Source organism: Citricoccus sp. SGAir0253 (assembly GCF_005877055.1).
Taxonomy (GTDB): domain Bacteria; phylum Actinomycetota; class Actinomycetes; order Actinomycetales; family Micrococcaceae; genus Citricoccus.
In genome coordinates, this window is the sequence record NZ_CP039424.1 from 1022565 (window position 1) to 1043726 (window position 21162).

Here is a 21162-nt window from a genome sequence, read left to right on the forward strand (position 1 = left end):
AGCGCCGGCTCAGGCCAGCAGCCGCCAGCTGCCGGGCTCCACGCGGGACCCCGCGCGCAGCCGGGCCGCGCCGGACTCGTCCCAGGCCTCGGCCCGGGCGATGTGCTCGGCCCGGGCCGCCCACGCGATGCACGCCTGCGGGATGTACGCGTCCTCCTGCCCCATGAACAGCCGACGCCGGAACATGGCCCACTCGATCGCCGGCACGGCCACCGGGTAGGCGCCGCCGACGTCGATCGCCGCGAGCTCGGCCACCACCGCCTCCCGGCCGGACCGGGCGGCCAGCCACGCCCGGGTGGAGGCCAGTCCCAGCGGTTCGGCCAGGGCGGCCAGCCCGACGTCGAGGGCCGGGTCGGCCTCGACCGGCACCGGGAGCAGGTCCGTGGCGTTGCGCCACGTGCCGAAGGGCGAGCCGTCGGGGAGCACCACCACGCCGTCGGCCTCGGACGTGTTGCGCCAGGGGTCCTCGGGATCCAGCGACTCCACGAGGTCCGTCAGCACGCCGGCCGCCCACAGCCCGAACCACTGGGGCTCCGTGGCGGACAGGCGCCGCAGCTCATCGCTCGCGGCACTCCGGTAGGCATCGGACACCAGGGGTTCACACCGGCTGATGGTCCACCGGGAGACGGCCTCACGAACGGTCACGGTAACCCCACCTCTGCAGTCGTCGGGGGAACGCGGCCGGGGGATCGCCGCGGGCCCCAGTCTAGTGAGCGGCCCCCGGGCGGACAGGGGTGCGGCGCCAGGCGCGTGGAAGACGAGTGGAGGCGGTGACCGCCGGGGCCGGAGCACGTGGTGCGCCCCCCACGCAGCCGCGGGCGGCCACCGGCGCCCGGCGTCCCGGACGCTTCCTAGAATGGAGGGCATGCCAGCGCCCGAGACCTCCCCGTCCGCCGCCCCGTCCGCCCCCGCGACCGAACGCCGCGCCCCGCTCGTGCTGGGGATCGAGTCCTCGTGCGACGAGACCGGCTTCGGCATCGTCCGCGGCACGGAGCTGCTGGCCAACGCGGTGGCCTCCTCGATGGAGGAGCACGTGCGCTTCGGCGGGGTCATCCCCGAGATCGCCGCCCGCGCCCACCTCGAGGAGTTCATCCCCACCCTGCAGCAGGCCCTCGACACCGCCGGGGTCACGCTGGCGGACCTGGACGCGATCGCCGTGACCTCCGGGCCCGGGCTCGCCGGGGCGCTCATGGTCGGCGTCGCCGGCGCCAAGGCCCTCGCCCTGGCCACCGGCACGCCGCTCTACGGCATCAACCACCTGGTGGCCCACGTGGGCGTCGGCGTCCTGGACGAGGTGACCGGGGCGCGAGCCGCGGCCGACCCGGCGACCGGGGCGGGCGCCGTCGGGACCCCGGCGGGTACCGGGAGGGGGCCGGCCGCCGTGCTGGGCGAGCGGGACGGCGGAGCGCTGCCCGGGCACCTGGGCGCGCTGCTCGTCTCCGGCGGGCACACCGAGATCCTGCGGGTCAACCGGCTCACCTCGGACGTGGAGCTGCTCGGCTCCACGATCGACGACGCCGCGGGCGAGGCCTACGACAAGGTGGCGCGGCTGCTCGGGGCCGGATACCCCGGCGGGCCCGTGATCGACCGGCTCGCGCAGCAGGGCGACCCCACGGCGTTCCGGTTCCCGCGCGGGCTCAGCGCGCCGAAGTTTGTCGGGACGGCGGAGGAGCCCGGGCGGCACCGCCACGACTGGTCCTTCTCCGGGCTCAAGACCGCCGTGGCCCGCTGCGTGGAGCAGTTCGAGGCGGCCGGGGTGCCGGACGAGCGGATCCCGACGGCGGACATCGCCGCGTCCTTCCAGGAGGCCGTCGCGGACGTGATCACCGCCAAGGCCGTGCGGGCGTGCACCGAGCACGGCCTGGAGCACCTGGTGCTCGGCGGCGGGGTGGCCGCGAACTCCCGCCTGCGCGGGCTGCTCGCCGAGCGGTGCGCGGCCGCCGGGATCGGGCTGACCGTGCCGCCGCCGCGGCTGTGCACGGACAACGGCGCCATGGTGGCGGCCCTGGGCGCGCAGCTCGTGATGGACGGGGTGGCCCCCTCCGGCCTGGGCTTCGCCGCGGACCCGGGCCAGCCGGTCGGCGAGATCTCCCTCGTGGCCTGACCCCGGCCGGCGCCCCGCCGCCGCCCGGGGTCACGTACACGCCCGAGGGGGCGACACGCCGTGGAACCCGCCGTGCATCGTGTACGTAACCTCGACGGCGACGCCGTGTCGCCCGCCATCAGCTGCCGATCGAGGCGCGGGTGCGGCCCACCGCGTCGGCGACGACGGCGCGCAGGGGTGCGACGACGTCGTGCCCGTCCAGCGGGGCCGAGGCGGGCAGCCCGGCCGACTCCGCCTGCTCGACGGAGGCGGCGTGCGCGGCGTGCGCGGCCACGCGGCGCTGGCGGGCGGGCGTGCCGCCGTCGTGCATGAGGTCCTCGACGGAGGCGAGCTCGGCCGCGCAGCCCAGCCGCTCGGCCACGGGGGCCAGCCGCTCGAGCTCGGAGCGCAGGTGCTCGGTCACGAGCATCTCGTCCCCGGCGGCGTCGAGGATGATGATCGCCTCCAGGCCGTAGCGGGCCGCGCGCCACTTGTTCTCCTGCACGTGCCACGGCGGCATGGTGGGGATGGTGCCGCCGGCGTCCAGGGTGTCCGAGAAGTCCTGCACGAGGCACTGCGTCAGGGCGGCGATCGCGGCGATCTCCTCGAGGGTCGCGACGCCGTCGCACACCCGCATCTCCACCGTCCCCAGCCGGGGCACGGCCCGGACGTCCCAGCGGCACTCGGTGACGTCGTCGATCACGCCGGTGTGCACCAGGTCCGCGACGCAGCGCTCGAAGCCATCCCAGTCCGGGAACTGGAACGGCAGGCCCGCGGTCGGCAGCTGCTGGAACATCAGGGTGCGCTGGGACTGGTAGCCGGTGTCCACGCCGGCCCAGAACGGGCTCGAGGCGGACAGGGCCAGGAAGTGCGGGACGTAGTTGACGAGGCCGTCCACCACGGGCATCGCCTTGCGCACGTCGTCCAGGCCGACGTGGACGTGCACGCCGTAGATGAGCATCTGCCGGCCCCACCACTGGGTGCGGTCGATGAGCTTGCCGTAGCGGTCCGCCGGCGTGACGGGCTCCTCCGTGGGCTGGGCGAAGGGGTGCGAGCCCTGGCAGTACAACTCCACGCCCATCGGTCCGGTCACCTCCCGCACCTTCCGGGCGGACTCGCGCAGCTGGCCGATAGCCTCGTCCACCGTGGTGCACACGTCCGTGACGAGTTCCACCGTGTTCAGCAGCAGCTCCGGCTTCACGTGCGGGTGCTCCTGGCCCAGGTGCAGCCCGGCCTGGTCCGCGACGCCGGCCAGCACCCGGTCCGCGACCGGGCGCAGGGTGCCGTCGGCGGCGTCCACGAGGGCGAGCTCCCATTCCACCCCGAGGGTCGACTGCGCGGAGCGGGCGAAGGGCAGGTGCATGCGGGGGTCCTGTCGGTGGGGTTCGGCGGGGATCGGTGCGGGTCCGGTGGATACGCGGCGGGGACGGTCGGCAGTTGCCATCCTAGGGGCGCACGGTGCGCCGGCCCGACGCGTGCCCTCCCTACGATGGGATGGTGACCGACTCCGCCCACCGCTCCTGCCCGCCCACCGCGCGCCCCCCGCACGACCCGTCCGCCGCCGGCCCGACGACGGCCCCCGGGACGGCCCGGGACGGTTCCGCCCGCACGCCGCGCGGCGCCCGCCGGGTCGTCCGGGCCGTCGCCGCCGCGGGCGCGGTCCTGTTGGCCGCGACCGCGTGCACGGCCACCCCGCCCGGCACCGACGGGAGCGGCACGGGGACGGGAGCGCCGTCGTCGGGACCGGCCGGGGCCACGGGGACCGGCGAGGCCACCCCCGAGCCCACGCCGCTCCAGGCCGCCCTCGGGGCGCCCTCGCAGCAGACGGAGCGCGCGGCGCGGGAGGCGGTGGCCGGCATGAGCGTCGAGGAGCAGGCGGGACAGGTCCTCGTGGGCCAGCTCGGCGCGGAGGGGACCGACCCGGCGTCCGTCCGCGAGCTGAACCTCGGCGGGGTGATCGTCATGGGCGACGCCGTCCCGGTCGCCCCGGACGGCACCGACGACGTGGACGCGCTGGCCGCCGAGCTCGACGAGACGCGCACCGCCCTGGAGGCCGGGCGTGACTGGAGCGGGATCGTGGGCGTGGACCAGGAGGGCGGGCTCGTGGCCCGCGTGCAGGAGCCGCTCGTCGAGTGGCCGACGCCGATGAGCTACGGCGCGGCCGCGGCGGGCTCGGAGGGCCCGGCCGAGGACGGGGCGGGCGCGACGGGACTGGCGGCGCGCGGGCACCGGCTCATGGGCGCGCAGCTGGCCGAGCTGGGCTTCACGACGGACTTCGCGCCGAGCATCGACGTCACCGTGGGCGAGGCGGACCCGACCATCGGCGCCCGGGCGTTCTCCTCCGACCCGGCCGTCGTCGGCGAGCTCGGCGCGGCGGCCACGCGGGGCCTGCTGCACGCCGGCCTGCTCCCGGCGCCCAAGCACTTCCCGGGCCACGGCTCCGTCACCGAGGACTCGCACGTGATCGCGCCGGTGCAGGACGCCACCGCCGCACAGCTGCGGGAGCGGGACTGGCGCCCCTTCGCGGCGCTGCTGGGCGGCCCGACGGCGGTCGGGGCCTCCGGCGCCCACACGCCGATGGTGATGATGGGCCACATCGTGGTGCCGGAGCTGGAGGAGGACGTGCCGGCGTCGGTGTCCGCCCCCGCGTACGAGGCCCTGCGCGGCCTCGGCGGGCCGGAGGGTGCCGGCTACGACGGCGTGGTGGTGACCGACGCGCTCAACATGGGCGCGCTCGTGGAGCGCTACGGCCCGGACGAGGCCCCCGTGCGGGCGCTCGCGGCCGGGGCCGACCTGCTGCTGATGCCCTCCTCGGTGCCGGGGGCGCGGGACGCGATCGTCGAGGCCGTGGAGTCCGGCGAGGTGCCCGCGGAACGGCTCGAGGAGGCCGCCCGGCGCGTGGTGACGATGCTGATGTGGCGCGACCGGCTGGCCGGGGAACTCGAGGCCGCCGGACCGGAGGAGGTGGCCGCGTCGCTGGGCGGCGGGACCGGGGAGGCCGGGGACCCTGCCCAGGACGCGGCGGACGTCTCGCGCGAGGTCTCCGCGGCGGCGGTGACGGTCGTCGAGGGCACGTGCGGGGATCCGCTCGTGACCGACTCCCTGCAGGTCACCGGCGGCGACCCGCGGGACCGGCAGCGCCTGGAGCAGGCGGCGCGGGAGGCCGGCCTGGTGGTCGGCAGCGGCCCGGTGGTGAACCTCGTGGGCTCGGCGCGCGGGGCCGGCCGCGGGGACGTGGTGGTGGCCCTGGACGCGCCCTTCGGGCTGGCCCGGTCCTCCGTGTCCCCGGACGGCGCGCTGGTCGCGCTCTACGGGCGCACGCCCGGGGCGTTCGCGGCCCTCGTGGAGGTGCTGCGCGGCGAGGCCGAGGCGACGGGCGCCCTGCCCGTGGACGTGGGGGACTGGCCCGCGGGCACGGGCTGCTGACGCCGGGACGTCCTCCCGGCGACGTCCCGGCGACGTCCCGGCGGCGGCTCAGCCCTGGCGGCGGGCCCGGAAGATCCCGAACGCGGCGACGCACAGCCCCACGAACGAGGCGCCGAGGGCCACGAGCGGCCCCGTCAGCGGCACCCAGACCACGTCCCGGCGCACCGCGCGGGCGGTCTCGGAGTCCGAGAGCAGGTCGCCGCCGCCGAGGGTGAAGGTCCCGGCCACGAACACCTGCGCGACCACCGTGATGATCAGCAGCAGCGCCGCGAGCACGCCCACGGCCATGGACGCGTAGAGCAGCACCTTGCACCACAGCGGGGCGGACTGCGCCTGGCGGGCGGCGTGCGAGCCGCGGCCCACGACGCCGGCCGCGGACCGGGCGGTCCGGTCGCCGGTCGGTGCGCCCTCCCGGGACCGGGCGGAGCCGCCGTCGCCGGCCGACCGGCCCCCCTCGGAGGCGCCGTCGGCGTCCTCGGGGTGCCCCTCCTCGTCCCAGGGGTCCTCCTCGAAGCGCCCGATGAGGTCGAAGCGATGATCGTGCTGGGGGTCGGGCTCGGGGCCACGGTCGGCATCGGCGCCGTGGCGGTCGTCGCGAGCGGAGTCGGGCAGGGACGGGCGGGACTCGGGTCGACGGGACATGTTTCCAGCGTACCGCCGGTACCGTGGACGGGTGCCTTCCTCCACAGCCCCCGTCCCGTCGTCCGCCGCCGAGGGGAGCCCCGGCCGCGACGCCACCGTGCTGGCCCCCGTGCTGACCCCGGAGGGCTGGCGGCTGCTGAACTCGCTGGAGGACTACCGCGAGTCCGAGGCGCTCGCGGTGTCCACCCGGCTGCGCGCCGAGGGCCACGCCCCGGAGCTCGTCTCCGCCGTGCTCACCCAGCTCAAGCTGCGCGCGCAGGCCGCCGCCAAGTTCGGCCCCTTCGCCGCCCACATGGTGTTCACCCGGGCGGGGCTGGAGCAGGCCACGCGCATGAACGTGGCGGCCCTGCACGCCGGCCGGTTCATCGCGGCGGGCGTCCGCTCCGTCGCGGACCTCGGCTGCGGCCTCGGGGCGGACGCGATGGCCCTGGCCGCCCTGGACGTCGAGGTCACCGCGGTGGAGCGGGACGAGACCGTGGCCGCCGCCGCGACGGTCAACCTCATGCCGTTCCCGAACGCCTCCGTCGTCTGCGCCGACGCCCGCGAGTGGCTGGCCGGGACCCGGGCTTCCCGGACGACCGAGGCCGGGGCCGCGGCGGGTGAGGCGGCGGCGCCGGCCGGCGGCGCGGCGGGAGCCACGGCCGCCCCCGAGGGCTACTGGCTGGACCCCGCCCGGCGGGTGGTCTCCACGTCCGGCTCGAGCCGCGTCTTCGACCCCGAGGCGTTCTCCCCGCCCCTGTCCTTCGTCGAGTCGCTCGCGGACGAGGGGGCCGCCGTCGGGGTCAAGCTGGGTCCGGGACTGCCGCACGAGGCGGTGCCGGCCGGCTGCGAGGCGCAGTGGGTGTCCGTGGACGGCGACGTCACCGAGGCCGTGCTCTGGTTCAACGCGCTGGCCCGCGCCGGGGTGCGCCGCAGCGCCCTCGTGCTGTCCGGGGCGGGGCAGGGGCACCACGAGCTCACCGCCGCCACCGGCTTCGGCGGCTCCCCGGAGGTCCCCGTGGGGGGCACCGCGGCGCTCACCGGCTACCTGTACGAGCCCGACGGCGCCGTCATCCGCGCCGGGCTGGTGGCGGACCTCGTCCACCGGGACTTCGCCGCGGCGGGCGGGGCGCTGCTGGACGAGCACATCGCCTACTTCCGCGCCGACGAGCTCGTGGAGTCCCCGTTCGCCCGGGCCTACCGCATCGAGTCGGTCATGCCCTTCAACGTCAAGGGCCTGCGCCGGTGGGTGCGGGAGACGGGGGTCGCCCGGCTGGACATCAAGAAGCGCGGGATGGCCGTGACGCCCGAGGAGCTGCGGCGCCAGCTGATGGCCGGGCAGGGGGCGAAGGGTGTGAAGGGCGGCAAGGGAGCCAAGGGAGCGAAGGGAGCCAAGGGCGCCGCGGCCCGGCACGCCACGCTCGTGCTGACGCGCATCGGCGAGGAGCGGGTCGCCGTCGAGGTCACCCCGGCCTGAGCGGGTCCTCGTCCGGGGCGCCGTGGGGTGGGTCCGGCCCGCCTGAGGCATCCGTCATCACCGAGAGGACACGTCGCCCCCGGGTCCCGCCCGGACATGTCCTCTGGGCACGGACGGAGCACGCGCCGACGTTCGGCGCCCCCGCAGGCGGCCGACCGGGGGGCCGCCACCACCCCACGACCCCTCCCGGCCGCCGCCGGTAGGGTCAGCTGAAGTAGATCCCGATCCGCCGGCCGCGGATCTCCTCCACGGCGATCTCCACGTCGTAGATCTCCCGCAGCACGTCGCTGTCCATGATCTGCTCGGGCGTGCCCTGGTGCACCAGCCGGCCGTCGCGCATGGCGAGCATCTGGTCGGAGTAGCACGAGGCGTAGTTGATGTCGTGGATGACGATGACCACGGTCTTGCCCAGCTCGTCCGCCATGCGCCGGATCAGCCGCATCATCTCCACGGCGTGCTTCATGTCCAGGTTGTTCAGCGGCTCGTCGAGCAGCAGCACGTCCGTGTCCTGGGCGAGCACCATGGCGATGTACGCGCGCTGGCGCTGCCCGCCCGAGAGCTCGTCGAGGTAGCGGCCCGCGTACTGGTGCAGGTTCATGTAGCCCAGCGCCTGGCCGATGAGGCGCTCGTCCTCCGGCCCGGGGCGCCCGCCGTGGTGGGGGAAGCGGCCGAACGAGACGAGGTCCCACACCGTCAGCCGCACCGTGGTGGTGTTCTCCTGCCGCAGCACGGCCAGCCGCCGCGCCAGCTCGCGGGTGTCGGTCCCGAACACGTCCCGGCCCGCGACGGCGATCGTCCCGCCGTCCGCGGACAGCAGCCGGCCGATCATGGACAGCAGCGTCGACTTGCCCGCGCCGTTCGGCCCGATGATCGAGGTGACGCCGCCCGCCGGGACGACCGCCGTGACGTCGTCCACCACGCGCGTGCCCTCGTACGTCTTGTGCACCGCGTGCAGGGCGATGGCGAGCGCCCCGGCCCGAGGATCCCGCTCGTCCACGGGCCCGACGCCGGCCCCGTCACCTCCCGGAGCGAGGCCGGCCGGGGTGACCGGCGCCTCGGCGTCCGGCACCGCGGCACCGCGGCCCGGCCTCATGAAGTCCACCAGACCCATGGTCAGCGCACCTTCCCTCTCAACAGCATGGCGAGGAACACGATCCCGCCGGCGAACTCGATGATGATGCTCAACGCGGTGTCGAACCCGAACACGTGCTGCAGCACGAGCTGGCCGCCGGAGAGCATGACGATGCCCAGGAACACCGCGGCGGGCAGGACGAGCCGGTGCCGGAACGCCCCCACCTGGTAGGCGAGGTTGGCCACGAGCAGCCCGAAGAACGTCACGGGTCCCACGAGGGCGGTGGACACGGCCACCATCACCGCGGCCACCACGAGCACCTGCAGCGTGCGGCCCCGGTGGTCCACGCCGAGGGACACGGCGGTGTCCCGGCCCAGGGCCAGCACGTCCAGCTCGTGCCGCATCCGCCACACGGGGACCGAGGCCAGCGCGAGCAGCACGGCGGCGATGCCGAGCAGTTGCGGGTCCACCATCCCGAAGGAGGCGAAGAACAGGTCCTGCAGCACGATGAACTCGCTCGGGTCCATGAGCCGCTGGAGCAGGGCGGACACCCCGCGGAACAGGGTCGCGAACACGATCCCGATCAGCAGCACGAGGTGCAGCGACTGCCGTGCCCCCGTGAACAGCCACCGGTACAGCGCCACCGCGAAGGCGACCATGACCACCGCCTCCAGCAGGAAGCGCAGCGGCGCGGGGGCGCTGAGGAACGACTGCGCCGAGAAGACCCATACCATCACGGTCTGCACGAGCACGTAGAGCGCGTCGAAGCCCATGATGGACGGGGTGAGGATCCGGTTGCCCGTCACGGTCTGGAACAGCACCGTGGACACGCCCACGGCGTAGGCCACGAGCACCATGGCCGCCACCGTGGTGAGCCGCCGCGGCAGGATGTAGGCCACCGCCCCGGTGAGGTCCACCAGCACGAAGGCGGCCAGGCAGGCGACCGCGAGGGCGCCGAGGGCACCCACCACGAGCCACGCGCGCCGGTCGCCCCGGCGCCGGCCGGCACCGGGGCGGACGTCGAGGCCGCCGCGGGTCTCGACGGTGCGGCGGTGCCCCGCTACGGGGGAGCTGGTGAGGTCGGTGGTCACGCGGACCGCCCGGTGCGGGTGCGCAGCAGCAGGACGAGGAACAGCAGCGCGCCCACCACCGAGATGACGGTGCCCACGGGGATCTCGTAGGGGTAGCGCACGGTGCGGCCGATGATGTCGCAGGCCAGGACGAAGCCGGCGCCGAAGACGGCGGTCCACGGCACGGCCGTGCGGGCGTTGTCCCCGAAGACCATGGAGACCAGGTTCGGCACCACGAGCCCCAGGAACGGCAGGGCGCCCACGGTCACCACCACCACGGCGGAGATCAGCGAGACGAGCCCGAGCCCGAGGGCCATCACGGCCCGGTAGTCCAGCCCCAGGTTGGTGGCCACGTCCTGGCCCATGCCGGCCACGGTGAACCGGTCGGCGGCGAGGTACCCGCCGAGGGTCAGGGCACCCACGAGCCACAGCAGTTCGTAGCGGCCCGCGACGATGCCGGAGAAGTCGCCGATCATCCACGTGTTCAGGGTCTGCAGCAGGTCCGTGCGGTAGGCGAAGAACGTGGTGACGGCCGCGACCACGCCGCCGAGCATGATGCCCACGAGCGGCACGAGCAGGGTGGAGCGGGCGGGCACGCGGCGGATGATGGCCAGGAACAGCGCGGTGCCGGCCAGGGCGAAGACCGCGGCCACGCCCATCTTGCCCATCAGCGGCAGGGCCGGCAGGAAGAGGGTGGCCACGAGCAGCCCGGCCGCGGCGGACTCGACCGTGCCGGCGGTCGAGGGCTCCACGAAGCGGTTGCGCACCATCAGCTGCATGATGAGGCCCGCCACCGCCATGGCCAGCCCGGACAGCAGCACGGCCGCGGTGCGGGGCAGGCGGGAGACCGTGAACACGTGCCAGGCCGCCGGGTCACCGGCGAGCAGCGCGCCGGGGCGGACGTCCGTGACGCCCACGAACATGGACACGACGGCGAGCACCAGGATGCCCACCGCGCCGAGCCGCAGGGCGGCGCGCGAGGTGCGGAAGCTGCGCAGCTCCCGGGAGGTGACGCAGTGCTCCTCGGCGTGCGCCCGCACGGCACGCACCTCCACGGGGTCCGTGGCGCCGGGCACCCGGACGGGGGCCCGGGCCGGGATGCGGGCCAGCCCGCCCCGGTCGGAGACGGGGCGGGCCGGGGCGGCGGGGGAGCGGCGGCGCCGTCCCCGCAGGGACGACGCCGGCCGGCTGGCCTGGGAGGTGGTCATCAGTTGCCGGAGTCGTCGCCCTCGGCGGAGCCGGCGTCCGTGGTCGACTCGGTGACGACGCCGTTGACGACCTCGTCGATCATCCGCGGCAGGGAGTCCAGGCCGTAGCCCACGAGGTACCAGTCGGCCGGGTCCAGCTGGATGACGTTGCCGTTGCGCGCGGCCTTCGTGCCGTTGACCAGGTCGTTGTCCAGGACGGCGGCGGCGGTGTCCCCGCCCTCGCCCGTGGCGGCGTCGCGGTCGATGACGAAGAGGTTCTCCGGGTCGGCCTGGGCGATGAACTCGAAGGACACGGACTGGCCGTGGGGGCCCTCGGCCTTCACGTCCGCAGCGGTCGGGATGCCGAGCACGTCGTGGATCAGCCCGAAGCGGGAGCCCGCGCCGTAGGCGGTGACCTCGCCGGCGGAGGTGAGCACCACCAGGCCGTCGGTGTCGCCGGCCTCCTTGAGCGTGGACTTCGCGTCCTCGACCTTGGCCTCGACGGCCTCGAGCCGGTCCGCGGCCTCCTGCTCCTTGCCGAAGACCGCGCCGAGCGTGGTGACGTTCTCCTCGAAGGAGCCCATCTGGTCGGACTGGTCCACGGACAGGTCGATCGTCGGGGCGATCCTGGACAGCTCCGGGTAGGCCTCGGCGGTGCGCGCGGAGATGATGATCAGGTCCGGGGCCTCGGAGGCGATGGTCTCGAAGTCCGGCTCCTTCATGGCGCCGATCTTCACCTCGGCGGCGTCCGCCACCGGCTGCAGCTGCTCGGGGTAGACGGCCTCGGGCACGCCGGCCGGCTGCTCGCCCAGGGCGTTCATCGAGTCCATGACGCCCAGGTCGAACACGAAGACCTTCTCCGGGTCGACCGGGACCTCGGTGGTTCCCTGCGCGTGCTCCACGGTCACGGTCTCGCCCGAGGCCTCGCCCGAGGCCTCGGCCGAGGCGCTGCCGGAGGCGCCCTCGCCGTTGCCGGTCGCCCCGCCGCCGCACGCGGTGAGGGCCAGCGAGGACACGGCGACGACGGCGAGCAGCGCGGCGCGGCGGCCGCGGCGGGAGACGGGGGCGGCGTCGGAAACGGGCGAGGGGGAGGTGAGGGACACGGTCGTACTCCGGGGGTCGGGGGAGGGGAACCCTCCCGCAGCGCGGGCCCGCCGGAGGGACCGGAGGGGTGCGGCAAATGGTTCGTATTCCAAGCTTCTGGGCTGAGCGTAGAGGTAAGCCTTACCTAAGTGCAAGCGACGGGCGCGATTGCGTCACATGGGGCGCGCGTATTACGCGCCGGGGGCCTTTGGCACTCGCCTTGACCGAGTGCTAAAGCACGTCCTAGAGTCACTTCTGGCACTCCGGGGCACCGGGTGCCAAGCCTGAAGGACCTGCCATCCGGCACCCGCGACGACGGTTGGCCAGCCTACGGCGCACAGCAGAATCCACTGACGCCGGTCGGACCCCCTGGTCTGGCCCACCACAGAAGAAGGAGAGTGCAGACGTGTCTGTCTCCATCAAGCCCCTCGAGGATCGCATTGTTGTCCGTCCGCTGGAAGCCGAGCAGACCACCGCTTCCGGCCTGGTGATCCCGGACACCGCCAAGGAGAAGCCGCAGGAGGGCCAGGTCGTGGCCGTCGGCGCCGGCCGTGTCGACGACAACGGCAAGCGCATCCCGGTGGACGTCTCCGAGGGCGACGTGGTGCTGTTCTCCAAGTACGGCGGCACCGAGGTCAAGGTCGGCGGCGAGGAGTACCTCGTGCTCTCCGCCCGCGACGTGCTGGCCATCGTCACCAAGTGACTTCCGGCCGGGAGGCCCTGCCGGCCCCCGGCTGAGCCGCCCAGGCCCGGCCCGGCACCGAGCCGGCCGGGCCTGGTCGCGTCAGGCGCCGCCGTCGTCCCCTCCCGTCCGGGACCGGACGCCGGCCGCCATCCCAGCATCCCTCCCCGTCTTCCCAGACTTCCGGTACGAAAGGAGCTTCGTTCATGGCGAAGCAGCTTGCCTTCAACGATGAGGCCCGCCGCGCACTGCAGGCCGGCATCGACAAGTTGGCCGACACCGTCAAGGTGACCCTCGGCCCCAAGGGCCGCAACGTGGTCCTCGACAAGTCGTGGGGCGCCCCCACGATCACCAATGACGGCGTGACCATCGCCCGCGACATCGAGCTGGACGACCCGTACGAGAACATGGGTGCCCAGCTGGCCAAGGAGGTCGCGACCAAGACCAACGACGTGGCCGGCGACGGCACCACCACCGCCACCGTGCTGGCCCAGGCCCTCGTCAACGAGGGCATGCGCCAGGTGGCCGCCGGTGCCGCCCGAGCGACGTCAAGCGCGGCATCGAGGCCGCCGTGGCCGCCGTGGACAAGCGCCTGGGCGAGAACGCCGTGGACGTCTCCGGCAACCAGGTCGCCGCCGTGGCCGGCATCTCCGCCCAGTCGGACGAGATCGGCGAGCTGCTCGCGCGCGCCTTCGACACCGTCGGCACCGACGGCGTCATCACCATCGAGGAGTCCTCCACGACCTCCACCGAGCTGGTGATCACCGAGGGCATGCAGTTCGACAAGGGCTACCTGTCCCCGTACATGGTGACCGACGCCGAGCGCCAGGAAGCCGTCCTGGAGAACCCGTACATCCTGCTGAACTCCGGCAAGATCTCCAACGTGGCCGAGTTCCTGCCGCTGCTGGAGAAGGTGCTGCAGGCCTCCAAGCCGCTGTTCATCATCGCCGAGGACGTCGAGGGCGAGGCGCTGTCCACCCTCGTGGTCAACAAGATCCGCGGCACCCTGAACGTCGTGGCCGTCAAGGCCCCGGGCTTCGGCGACCGCCGCAAGGCCATGATGCAGGACATCGCCACCCTGACCGGCGCCCAGGTCGTCTCCCCGGACCTCGGCATGAAGCTGGACCAGGTCGGCCTCGAGGTGCTCGGCACCGCCCGCCGCGTGACCGTCACCAAGGACAACACCACGATCGTGGAGGGTGCCGGCTCCGCCGAGGACGTCAAGGCGCGCGTGGCCCAGATCAAGGCCGAGGTCGAGGCGACCGACTCCGACTGGGACCGCGAGAAGCTGCAGGAGCGCCTGGCCAAGCTGGCCGGCGGCGTGGGCGTCATCAAGGTCGGCGCGGCCACCGAGGTGGAGCTCAAGGAGCGCAAGCACCGCATCGAGGACGCCGTGTCCTCCACGCGTGCCGCGCTCGAGGAGGGCATCGTGGCCGGCGGCGGCACCGCGCTGATCAACGCGCTGTCCGCCCTCGAGGAGGACGAGGCCGTCAAGTCCCTCGACGGCGACGCCGCCGTGGGCGTGAACATCGTCCGCAAGGCCCTCGTCCAGCCGCTGCGCTGGATCGCCCAGAACGCCGGCGAGGACGGCTACGTGGTGGCCGCCAAGGTCGCGGAGCTGGAGCCGAACCACGGCTTCAACGCCAAGACCGGCCAGTACGGCGACCTGCTCGCCGACGGCGTCATCGACCCCGTCAAGGTCACCCGCTCGGCCCTGGCCAACGCCGCCTCGATCGCGGCGCTGGTGCTGACCACCGAGACCCTGGTGGCCGACAAGGTCGCCGAGGACGAGGACTGATCCCCTGACCTGGCGAGTGGCCCGGTCCGCCGGGGCCACTGACGCCCCCGGGCGTCGCTGACAACGACGACGTGGCATCCCCCGCAGAGGCGGGGGATGCCACGTCGTCTTTGGTCCTGTTGAGGGTGTCTCTAAGGTGTCGGCCTGCGGGGTGTCGGGTCCCCTGCGGTCGGCCGGAAGGCCCCGGACATGACGGGATGGACATTTCCCCCGTGAATGCACGGGGGAAATGTCCATCCTGGGATGATGTGCTGCGCGCGGGGCGCGGGGCCCGGACGGGGCGCCCGGGGGAGGGGCCTCAGGCGCGGGACGCCTCGGGGCGGCGCTCCGCGCCGGTGCCGGCGCCGCCGTCGTGCCCGGCGTCGAGGAGGTCCGCCTCGTCGTCGGCCAGCAGGTTCGCGCCGGCGCGGCTGGCATCGTAGCGGTCCTGGTCCAGGATCCCCTCCTGCTTGGACACGAGGGCCGGGACGAGCGCCTGGCCCACCACGTTCACGCCGGTGCGGCCCATGTCCACGATCGGGTCGACGGCGAGCAGCAGGCCCACGCCGGCCAGCGGCAGGCCCAGCGTGGACAGGGTCAGGGTCAGCATGACCACGCCGCCGGTGGTGCCCGCGGTGGCGGCGGAGCCCAGGACGGAGACCACGATGACCAGCAGGTAGTCGCTCCACGCCAGGTCCAGGCCGAAGAACTGGGCCACGAACAGGGCGGCGATGGCCGGGTAGATCGCGGCGCAGCCGTCCATCTTGGTGGTCGCGCCCAGCGGCACGGCGAAGGAGGCGTAGCCGCGCGGGACGCCGAAGTTGCGCTCGGCCACCCGCTGGGTCACCGGCAGGGTGCCGATGGAGGAGCGGGAGACGAAGCCGAGCTGGAAGGCCGGCCACATGCCGGTGAAGTACTGCCGGACGGACAGGCCGTGGGCCTTCACGAGCACGGGGTAGACGACCAGCAGCACCACGGCCAGGCCCACGTAGATGGCGACCACGAACTTGGCCAGGGTCCCCATGGTGTCCCAGCCGTAGCTGGCCACGGCGTTGCCGATGAGCCCGACGGTGCCGATCGGGGCGATGCGGATGATCCACCACAGCACCTTCTGGATGACCTCGAGCGTGGAGGCCGAGAAGTCCAGGAACGGGCGGGCGCGCTCGCCGAGCTTGAGGGCGGCGACGCCCACGGCGATCGAGATCACGAGCACCTGCAGCACGTTGAAGCTGACGGAGGTGGACAGGGTGCCGTCCTCGGCGGCGGCGGTGCTGGCGGACAGGCCCAGGAAGTTCGAGGGGACCAGGCCCTGCAGGAACGCCCACCAGCTGCCGGTCTTGCCCTCGTAGCCCTCGGGGGCCTGCTGCCCGGTGCCCACGCCGGGCTGCATCACGGCGCCGATGACGAGGCCCACGACCACGGCGATCAGCGAGGTGATGCCGAACCACAGCAGGGTCTTGGCGGCCAGCCGGGCGGCGTTGGTCACCTTGGCGAGGTTGGCGATCGAGGCGACGACGGCGAAGAAGACGAGCGGGATGACGGTGGTCTTCAGCAGCGAGACGTAGCTGGAGCCGATCACCTGGAGGGTGACGCCGAGGCCGGTCGGGGTCTCCTCGCTGTGGCCGGTCGAGCGGGCGACCAGGCCCAGGACGAGGCCGACGACGAGGGCCGCGAGGATCTGCGGGCCGAAGCCCGTCATCCAGGCGGGCCACCGGCGCGCGGCGGGGGCGGGGGCGGTGCGGTGGGAATTCTTCACCGCAGAAGGCTAGGCGGCACATACCACGGACGCCGAATGGCATTGCGCCATGTGACGGACGTGTGGCGCGGCTCGCGCGCGGCGGCTCACGCAGGGGTGTGAGCAAACTAAAGCCCTCAACCATGCGGACGGGCCTAGACTGGTCTGAATCCACCGACCGAAAGGCCCTACGCCCGTGAGCGCACAGATTCCCGGTCCCTCTGACGAACCGGTGGCCACCGCCGCCGATCCCTTCGGTTTCGTCGGCCTCACCTACGACGACGTCCTGCTGCTGCCCAACGCGACCGACGTGATCCCGGCGGACGCCGACACGGCCACGCGGCTGACCAAGCGCATCACGCTGAACATCCCGGTGATCTCGGCCGCCATGGACACCGTGACGGAGGCGCCGCTGGCCATCTCCCTGGCGCGCCAGGGCGGGCTCGGGATCATCCACCGCAACCTCTCGATCGAGGACCAGGCGGCCCACGTGGACCGCGTCAAGCGCTCGGAGTCCGGCATGATCACCGACCCGGTGACCGTGGGCCCGGACGCCACGCTGGCCGAGCTGGACGAGCTGTGCGCCCGGTACCGCGTCTCCGGCCTGCCGGTCGTGGACGGCTCCAACACCCTGCTGGGCATCATCACCAACCGCGACACCCGCTTCATCCCCCGCGCCGAGTTCGAGCACCGCACCGTGGAGTCCGCCATGACGCGGATGCCCCTCATCACCGCGCGCGTGGGCATCTCCCGCGAGGAGACCGTGGCCCTGCTCTCCGAGCACCGGATCGAGAAGCTGCCGCTCGTGGACGCGAACGACAAGCTCCAGGGCCTGATCACCGTCAAGGACTTCGACAAGGCCGAGCAGTACCCGGACGCGGCGAAGGACGACGAGGGCCGCCTGCGCGTCGGCGGCGCCGTGGGCTTCTTCGGCGACGGCTACGAGCGTGCCATGGCCCTCGTGGAGGCCGGCGCGGACGTCCTCGTGGTGGACACCGCCAACGGGCACACCCAGGGCGTGCTGGACATGATCGCCCGCCTGAAGAAGGACCCGGCGTCGGCGCACGTGGACGTCATCGGCGGCCAGGCGGCCACCTACGCCGGGGCCAAGGCGATCGTGGACGCCGGCGCGGACGCGGTGAAGGTGGGCGTGGGCCCGGGCTCGATCTGCACCACCCGCGTGGTGGCCGGCGTCGGGGTCCCGCAGATCACCGCGATCTACGAGGCGGCCAAGGCCACCATCCCGGCGGGCGTGCCGCTGATCGCCGACGGCGGCCTGCAGCACTCCGGCGACATCGGCAAGGCGCTGGTCGCCGGGGCCGACTCCGTGATGCTCGGCTCCCTGCTGGCCGGCACCGCCGAGTCCCCGGGTGACCTGGTGTTCTACAACGGCAAGCAGTTCAAGGCCTATCGCGGCATGGGCTCGCTCGGCGCGATGCAGACCCGCACGGGCAAGCGCTCGTACTCCAAGGACCGCTACTTCCAGGCCGACGTGCCCTCGGACGAGAAGCTGATCCCCGAGGGCATCGAGGGCCAGGTGCCCTACCGCGGCCCGCTGTCCGCGGTGGTCCACCAGCTCGTGGGCGGGCTGCGCCAGACGATGTTCTACACGGGGGCCCGCAGCATCGGCGAGCTCAAGCAGAACGGCCGCTTCGTGCGCATCACCCCGGCCGGGCTGAAGGAGTCGCACCCGCACGACATCATGATGACCGTCGAGGCGCCGAACTACCGCTCCCGGTGACCGCGTGCGGGCGTGGGGCGATCCTGTCCCACGCCTGCACTAGGCTGGATGCGTGACCCAACAGATCGAGATCGGACGCGGCAAGCGCGCACGCCAGGCCTACGCATTGGACGACATCGCGGTGGTGCCCACCCGGCGCACCCGGGACCCCGAGGACGTCTCCATCGCGTGGCAGATCGACGCGTTCCGGTTCGACATGCCCGTGATCGGCGCCCCCATGGACTCCGTGATGAGCCCGGACACCGCCATCGCGCTGGGGCAGCTCGGCGGCATGGGCGTGCTCAACCTCGAGGGCCTGTGGACGCGCTACGAGGACCCCACCCCGGTGCTGGAGGAGATCGCGGCGTTCGAGCCGTCGAACTACTCCCCGTCCAACACCCGGCGGCTGCAGGAGATCTACGCCCGGCCCATCCAGCCCGAGCTCATCACCGCCCGGCTGGCCCAGATCCGCGAGGCCGGGGTGGTGGTGGCCGGCTCGCTGACCCCCCAGCACACCCAGGAGTACTACGAGACCGTCCTGGCCGCCGGCGTGGACATGTTCGTCATCCGCGGCACCACGGTGTCCGCCGAGCACGTGTCCCAGAACCGCGAGCCGCTGGACCTGAAGAAGTTCATCTACGAGCTGGACGTGCCCGTCATCGTGGGCGGGGCGGCCGGCTACACCCCGGCCCTGCACCTGATGCGCACCGGTGCGGCCGGCGTGCTCGTCGGCTTCGGCGGCGGCTCCTCCACCACCACCCGCCGCGCGCTGGGCATCCGCGTGCCGATGGCCACCGCCATCTCGGACATCGCCGAGGCCCGGCGGGACTACATGGACGAGTCCGGCGGCCGCTACGTGCACGTGATCGCCGACGGCGGCCTGGGCACCTCGGGCGACATCGTCAAGGCCCTGGCCATGGGCGCCGACGCCGTCATGCTCGGCGCCGCCCTCGCCCGCGCCTCCGAGGCCCCCGGCCGCGGCTGGCACTGGGGCGGGGAGGCCGCGCACGCGGACATGCCGCGCGGCGACCGTACCCAGGTCGGCACCGTCGGCAGCCTGCAGGACGTGTTGTGGGGGCCCAGCCACCACACCAGCGGCACCTCGAACCTCATGGGCGCGCTCAAGCGGGCCATGGCCACCTCCGGGTACTCGGACGTCAAGGAGTTCCAGAAGGTCGAGGTCCTCGTGGCACCCGCCCGCGACCGCTGAGCCCCCGTGTCCACCCCCGGTCCCGCGTCCCCCGGACCCGCCGCCCCTGCCGGCGGGGACGGGCCGGTGCCCCCGATGGCGGCCGGGCCGCTGCCCCCGACGGCGGCCGAGCCGGCCGGGGCGCTGGGCCCGGCCCACCGTGAGCGGACGCTGGCGGCCCTGGCCGCCACCACCGCCGCGGACCCGCTCGACGTGCTCGTCGTCGGCGGCGGCGTGGTCGGGGCGGGCACGGCCCTGGACGCGGCCACCCGCGGGCTGTCCACGGCGCTGGTCGAGGCCACCGACTTCGCGTGGGGCACCTCATCGCGCTCCTCGAAGCTGGTCCACGGGGGGCTGCGCTACCTCGAGATGTTCGACTTCCCGCTCGTCCACGAGGCGTTGCGCGAACGCGGCCGGCTCGTCGAGGACATCGCCCCGCACCTCGTGCGGCCCGTGCCGTTCCTGTACCCGCTCGCCAAGGCGTGGGAGCGGGCGTACGTGGGGGCCGGCGTCGCGCTCTACGACGGGATGGCCGCCGGCCGCACGGGGCACCTGCCGGTGCACCGGCACCTGGGCCACGCGGCCGTGGCGCGCATCGCGCCGGGGCTGCGCCCGGACAGCCACCTGGGCGCCATCCGCTACTACGACGCCCAGGTGGACGACGCCCGGCTGGTGATCGAGCTGGTGCGCACCGCCGCTGCGCACGGGGCGCACTGCGCCTCGCGGCTCGAGGTCACCGCCTACCTCGGCACCGGGATCGCCGGCGCCGTCACCGGTGTCCACGGCGTGGAGGTGCTGGACCGCGAGACGGGGCACCGGTCCACCGTGCACGCCCGCCGGGTCATCACCGCCACCGGCGTGTGGACCGGGGAGATCCCCGTCCGCCTCCCGGACGGCGGCGAGCAGGCGCTCACGGAGGGCATGCCGCGGGTCACGGCCGCCAAGGGCATCCACCTCGTGGTGCCGCGCGACCGCTTCACCTCCAGCGCCGGGCTGATCCTGCGGACGGAGAAGTCCGTGCTGTTCGTCATCCCGTGGGGCCGGCACTGGATCATCGGCACCACGGACACCCCGTGGCACCTCGGCCCGGACCGCCCCGCCGCCACGAGCGCGGACATCGACTACGTCCTGGAGCGGGCGAACACCGTGCTGGCCGAGCCGCTGACGCGCCGGGACGTGGTGGGCGTCTTCGCCGGGCTGCGCCCGCTCGTGGTGCCGCCGGGGGAGGACCGCCCGCTCGGGGAGTCGCCCACGGAGCCGGCCTCGGCGGCCGACCGCTCGACCGCGCGGATCTCCCGCGAGCACGTCGTCGTCTCCCCGGTGCCCGGGCTCACCGTGGTGGCCGGCGGGAAGCTGACCACCTACCGGACGATGGCCGCGGACGCGGTGGACGCCGCCGTCGCCGCGCCGGGCGCCCCCGGCACCGGGGCGCTCACCGGCGAGGACGCGACGGGCGCGGGCGCCGGCGTCCCCGGGTCCTGCACCGCGGACCTGCCGCTGCTCGGCGCGCAGGGCTGGGTCCCGGCCTGGAACCGGCGCACCCTGCTGGCGCGCGAGTCGGGGCTGCCGGCCGCCGTCGTCGAGTCCCTGCTGCACCGCTACGGCTCCGGCGCCCCCGAGGTGATCGGGCTGGCCCTGGCCGACCCGGAGCTCGCCCGCGAGCTGCCGGGACTGCCCGGCAGCCTGGCGGCCGAGGCGGTGCACGCCGTGGCCCGAGAGGGTGCCCGGTCCGTCCAGGACGTGCTGGCGCGCCGGCTGCGCGCCGTGTTCGAGGCCGACGACGCCGGGGCCGCCGCCGCGGGGCCCGTCGCCCGGCTGGTGGCGCCGCTGCTCGGCTGGGACGCCGGCCGCGCCGCCGCGGAGGCCGAGCGGTACCGGCACTGGACCCGCGCCCAGCGGGCCACGCGCCAGGCCGCCACGGACGAGGAGGCGCACGCCCTGCTGGTCGAGGCGGCGCACGGGTCGGTCCGCGATCCGGACCGGGGCGGCCGCCCCACCACCTCGGAGTTCTACGCCGGGTAGAGAAACCGCGTAGTCTTG

At 74.2% G+C, this 21162-nt stretch carries 15 protein-coding genes and 1 pseudogene; 8 read left to right on the top strand and 8 right to left on the bottom strand.

All coding sequences use genetic code 11. The features are described 5' to 3' along the window. Positions 1-9 precede the first annotated feature (9 nt). The gene (locus E7744_RS04715; RefSeq protein ID WP_137773138.1) at positions 10-645 is read right to left on the bottom strand and encodes a hypothetical protein; all 636 of its coding nucleotides are present in this window, start codon (positions 643-645) and stop codon (positions 10-12) included. A 220-nt stretch (positions 646-865) separates the two neighbouring features. Between E7744_RS04715 and E7744_RS04720 the strand changes: the two genes are divergently transcribed. Beyond that, a complete protein-coding gene (locus E7744_RS04720; protein WP_210417158.1) occupies positions 866-2104 on the top strand; it encodes a tRNA (adenosine(37)-N6)-threonylcarbamoyltransferase complex transferase subunit TsaD in 1239 nt (412 codons plus the stop codon). 118 nt (positions 2105-2222) lie between these two features. Here E7744_RS04720 and E7744_RS04725 read toward each other — a convergent pair whose 3' ends face one another. Beyond that, positions 2223-3446 carry a glutamate--cysteine ligase gene (locus tag E7744_RS04725; RefSeq protein WP_137773139.1) on the bottom strand — a complete coding sequence of 408 codons (1224 nt, stop codon included), beginning with the start codon at positions 3444-3446 and terminating at the stop codon, positions 2223-2225. Between the two features lie 134 nt (positions 3447-3580). On the opposite strand from E7744_RS04725, the gene E7744_RS04730 reads away from it, so the two are divergent. Continuing rightward, complete coding sequence (locus E7744_RS04730; RefSeq protein ID WP_371415378.1) at positions 3581-5509, top strand: glycoside hydrolase family 3 N-terminal domain-containing protein; 1929 nt, start codon at positions 3581-3583, stop codon at positions 5507-5509. A 48-nt stretch (positions 5510-5557) separates the two neighbouring features. Here E7744_RS04730 and E7744_RS04735 read toward each other — a convergent pair whose 3' ends face one another. Next, a complete protein-coding gene (locus E7744_RS04735) occupies positions 5558-6151 on the bottom strand; it encodes a hypothetical protein (RefSeq protein WP_137773140.1) in 594 nt (197 codons plus the stop codon). Between E7744_RS04735 and E7744_RS04740 the strand changes: the two genes are divergently transcribed. Further along, positions 6150-7607 (top strand): class I SAM-dependent methyltransferase, encoded by a 1458-nt coding sequence (locus E7744_RS04740; RefSeq protein ID WP_137773141.1) that lies wholly within the window; start codon positions 6150-6152, stop codon positions 7605-7607. The genes E7744_RS04735 and E7744_RS04740 overlap by 2 nt on opposite strands. A 205-nt stretch (positions 7608-7812) precedes the next feature. On the opposite strand, the gene E7744_RS04745 is transcribed toward E7744_RS04740, so the two are convergent. The 4 genes from E7744_RS04745 to E7744_RS04760 are packed head-to-tail and all read right to left on the bottom strand — an operon-like array spanning position 7813 to position 12039. After that, positions 7813-8718, bottom strand: coding sequence for an ABC transporter ATP-binding protein (locus E7744_RS04745; RefSeq protein ID WP_246858546.1), 906 nt, complete (start codon positions 8716-8718; stop codon positions 7813-7815). Positions 8719-8720: 2 nt separating this feature from the next. Continuing rightward, the gene (locus tag E7744_RS04750) at positions 8721-9770 is read right to left on the bottom strand and encodes an iron chelate uptake ABC transporter family permease subunit (protein WP_137773142.1); all 1050 of its coding nucleotides are present in this window, start codon (positions 9768-9770) and stop codon (positions 8721-8723) included. Continuing rightward, positions 9767-10957, bottom strand: a complete 1191-nt coding sequence (locus E7744_RS04755; RefSeq protein WP_168199759.1) for an ABC transporter permease — start codon at positions 10955-10957, stop codon at positions 9767-9769. The genes E7744_RS04750 and E7744_RS04755 overlap by 4 nt, the downstream gene beginning before the upstream one ends. After that, on the bottom strand, positions 10957-12039 hold the full coding sequence (locus tag E7744_RS04760; RefSeq protein WP_137773143.1) for a siderophore ABC transporter substrate-binding protein: 1083 nt from the start codon (positions 12037-12039) through the stop codon (positions 10957-10959). The genes E7744_RS04755 and E7744_RS04760 overlap by 1 nt, the downstream gene beginning before the upstream one ends. 386 nt (positions 12040-12425) lie before the next feature. Between E7744_RS04760 and groES the strand changes: the two genes are divergently transcribed. Beyond that, positions 12426-12722, top strand: a complete 297-nt coding sequence (gene groES / locus E7744_RS04765) for a co-chaperone GroES (RefSeq protein ID WP_137773144.1) — start codon at positions 12426-12428, stop codon at positions 12720-12722. 185 nt (positions 12723-12907) lie between these two features. Next, positions 12908-14499: pseudogene (gene groL, locus E7744_RS04770) on the top strand (chaperonin GroEL). 298 nt (positions 14500-14797) lie between these two features. Here groL and E7744_RS04775 read toward each other — a convergent pair. Beyond that, entirely contained in the window at positions 14798-16177 is a 1380-nt protein-coding gene (locus tag E7744_RS04775) for a dicarboxylate/amino acid:cation symporter (RefSeq protein WP_137774843.1), read from the bottom strand. Between the two features lie 232 nt (positions 16178-16409). Here E7744_RS04775 and guaB point away from each other — a divergent pair, with 232 nt between their 5' ends. The 3 genes from guaB (at position 16410) to E7744_RS04790 (ending at position 21144) form a co-directional block, all read left to right on the top strand. Continuing rightward, a complete protein-coding gene (gene guaB / locus E7744_RS04780) occupies positions 16410-17954 on the top strand; it encodes an IMP dehydrogenase (RefSeq protein ID WP_305764212.1) in 1545 nt (514 codons plus the stop codon). 52 nt (positions 17955-18006) lie between these two features. After that, positions 18007-19143: a GuaB3 family IMP dehydrogenase-related protein gene (locus E7744_RS04785; RefSeq protein WP_137773146.1), complete on the top strand. Its 1137-nt coding sequence runs from the start codon at positions 18007-18009 to the stop codon at positions 19141-19143. Between the two features lie 75 nt (positions 19144-19218). Beyond that, positions 19219-21144 (top strand): glycerol-3-phosphate dehydrogenase/oxidase, encoded by a 1926-nt coding sequence (locus E7744_RS04790; protein ID WP_137774845.1) that lies wholly within the window; start codon positions 19219-19221, stop codon positions 21142-21144. Positions 21145-21162: the final 18 nt, after the last annotated feature.

What these genes read in the sequence shown, in the direction of transcription:
- E7744_RS04745 (WP_246858546.1), bottom strand. Translation starts at nt 8,718, where the DNA reads ATGGGTCTGGTGGACTTCATGAGGCCGGGCCGCGGTGCCGCGGTGCCG.
- E7744_RS04755 (WP_168199759.1), bottom strand. Translation starts at nt 10,957, where the DNA reads ATGACCACCTCCCAGGCCAGCCGGCCGGCGTCGTCCCTGCGGGGACGG.
- E7744_RS04735 (WP_137773140.1), bottom strand. Translation starts at nt 6,151, where the DNA reads ATGTCCCGTCGACCCGAGTCCCGCCCGTCCCTGCCCGACTCCGCTCGC.
- E7744_RS04720 (WP_210417158.1), top strand. Translation starts at nt 866, where the DNA reads ATGCCAGCGCCCGAGACCTCCCCGTCCGCCGCCCCGTCCGCCCCCGCG.
- E7744_RS04740 (WP_137773141.1), top strand. Translation starts at nt 6,150, where the DNA reads ATGTTTCCAGCGTACCGCCGGTACCGTGGACGGGTGCCTTCCTCCACA.
- E7744_RS04775 (WP_137774843.1), bottom strand. Translation starts at nt 16,177, where the DNA reads ATGACGGGCTTCGGCCCGCAGATCCTCGCGGCCCTCGTCGTCGGCCTC.
- E7744_RS04725 (WP_137773139.1), bottom strand. Translation starts at nt 3,446, where the DNA reads ATGCACCTGCCCTTCGCCCGCTCCGCGCAGTCGACCCTCGGGGTGGAA.
- E7744_RS04790 (WP_137774845.1), top strand. Translation starts at nt 19,219, where the DNA reads ATGGCGGCCGGGCCGCTGCCCCCGACGGCGGCCGAGCCGGCCGGGGCG.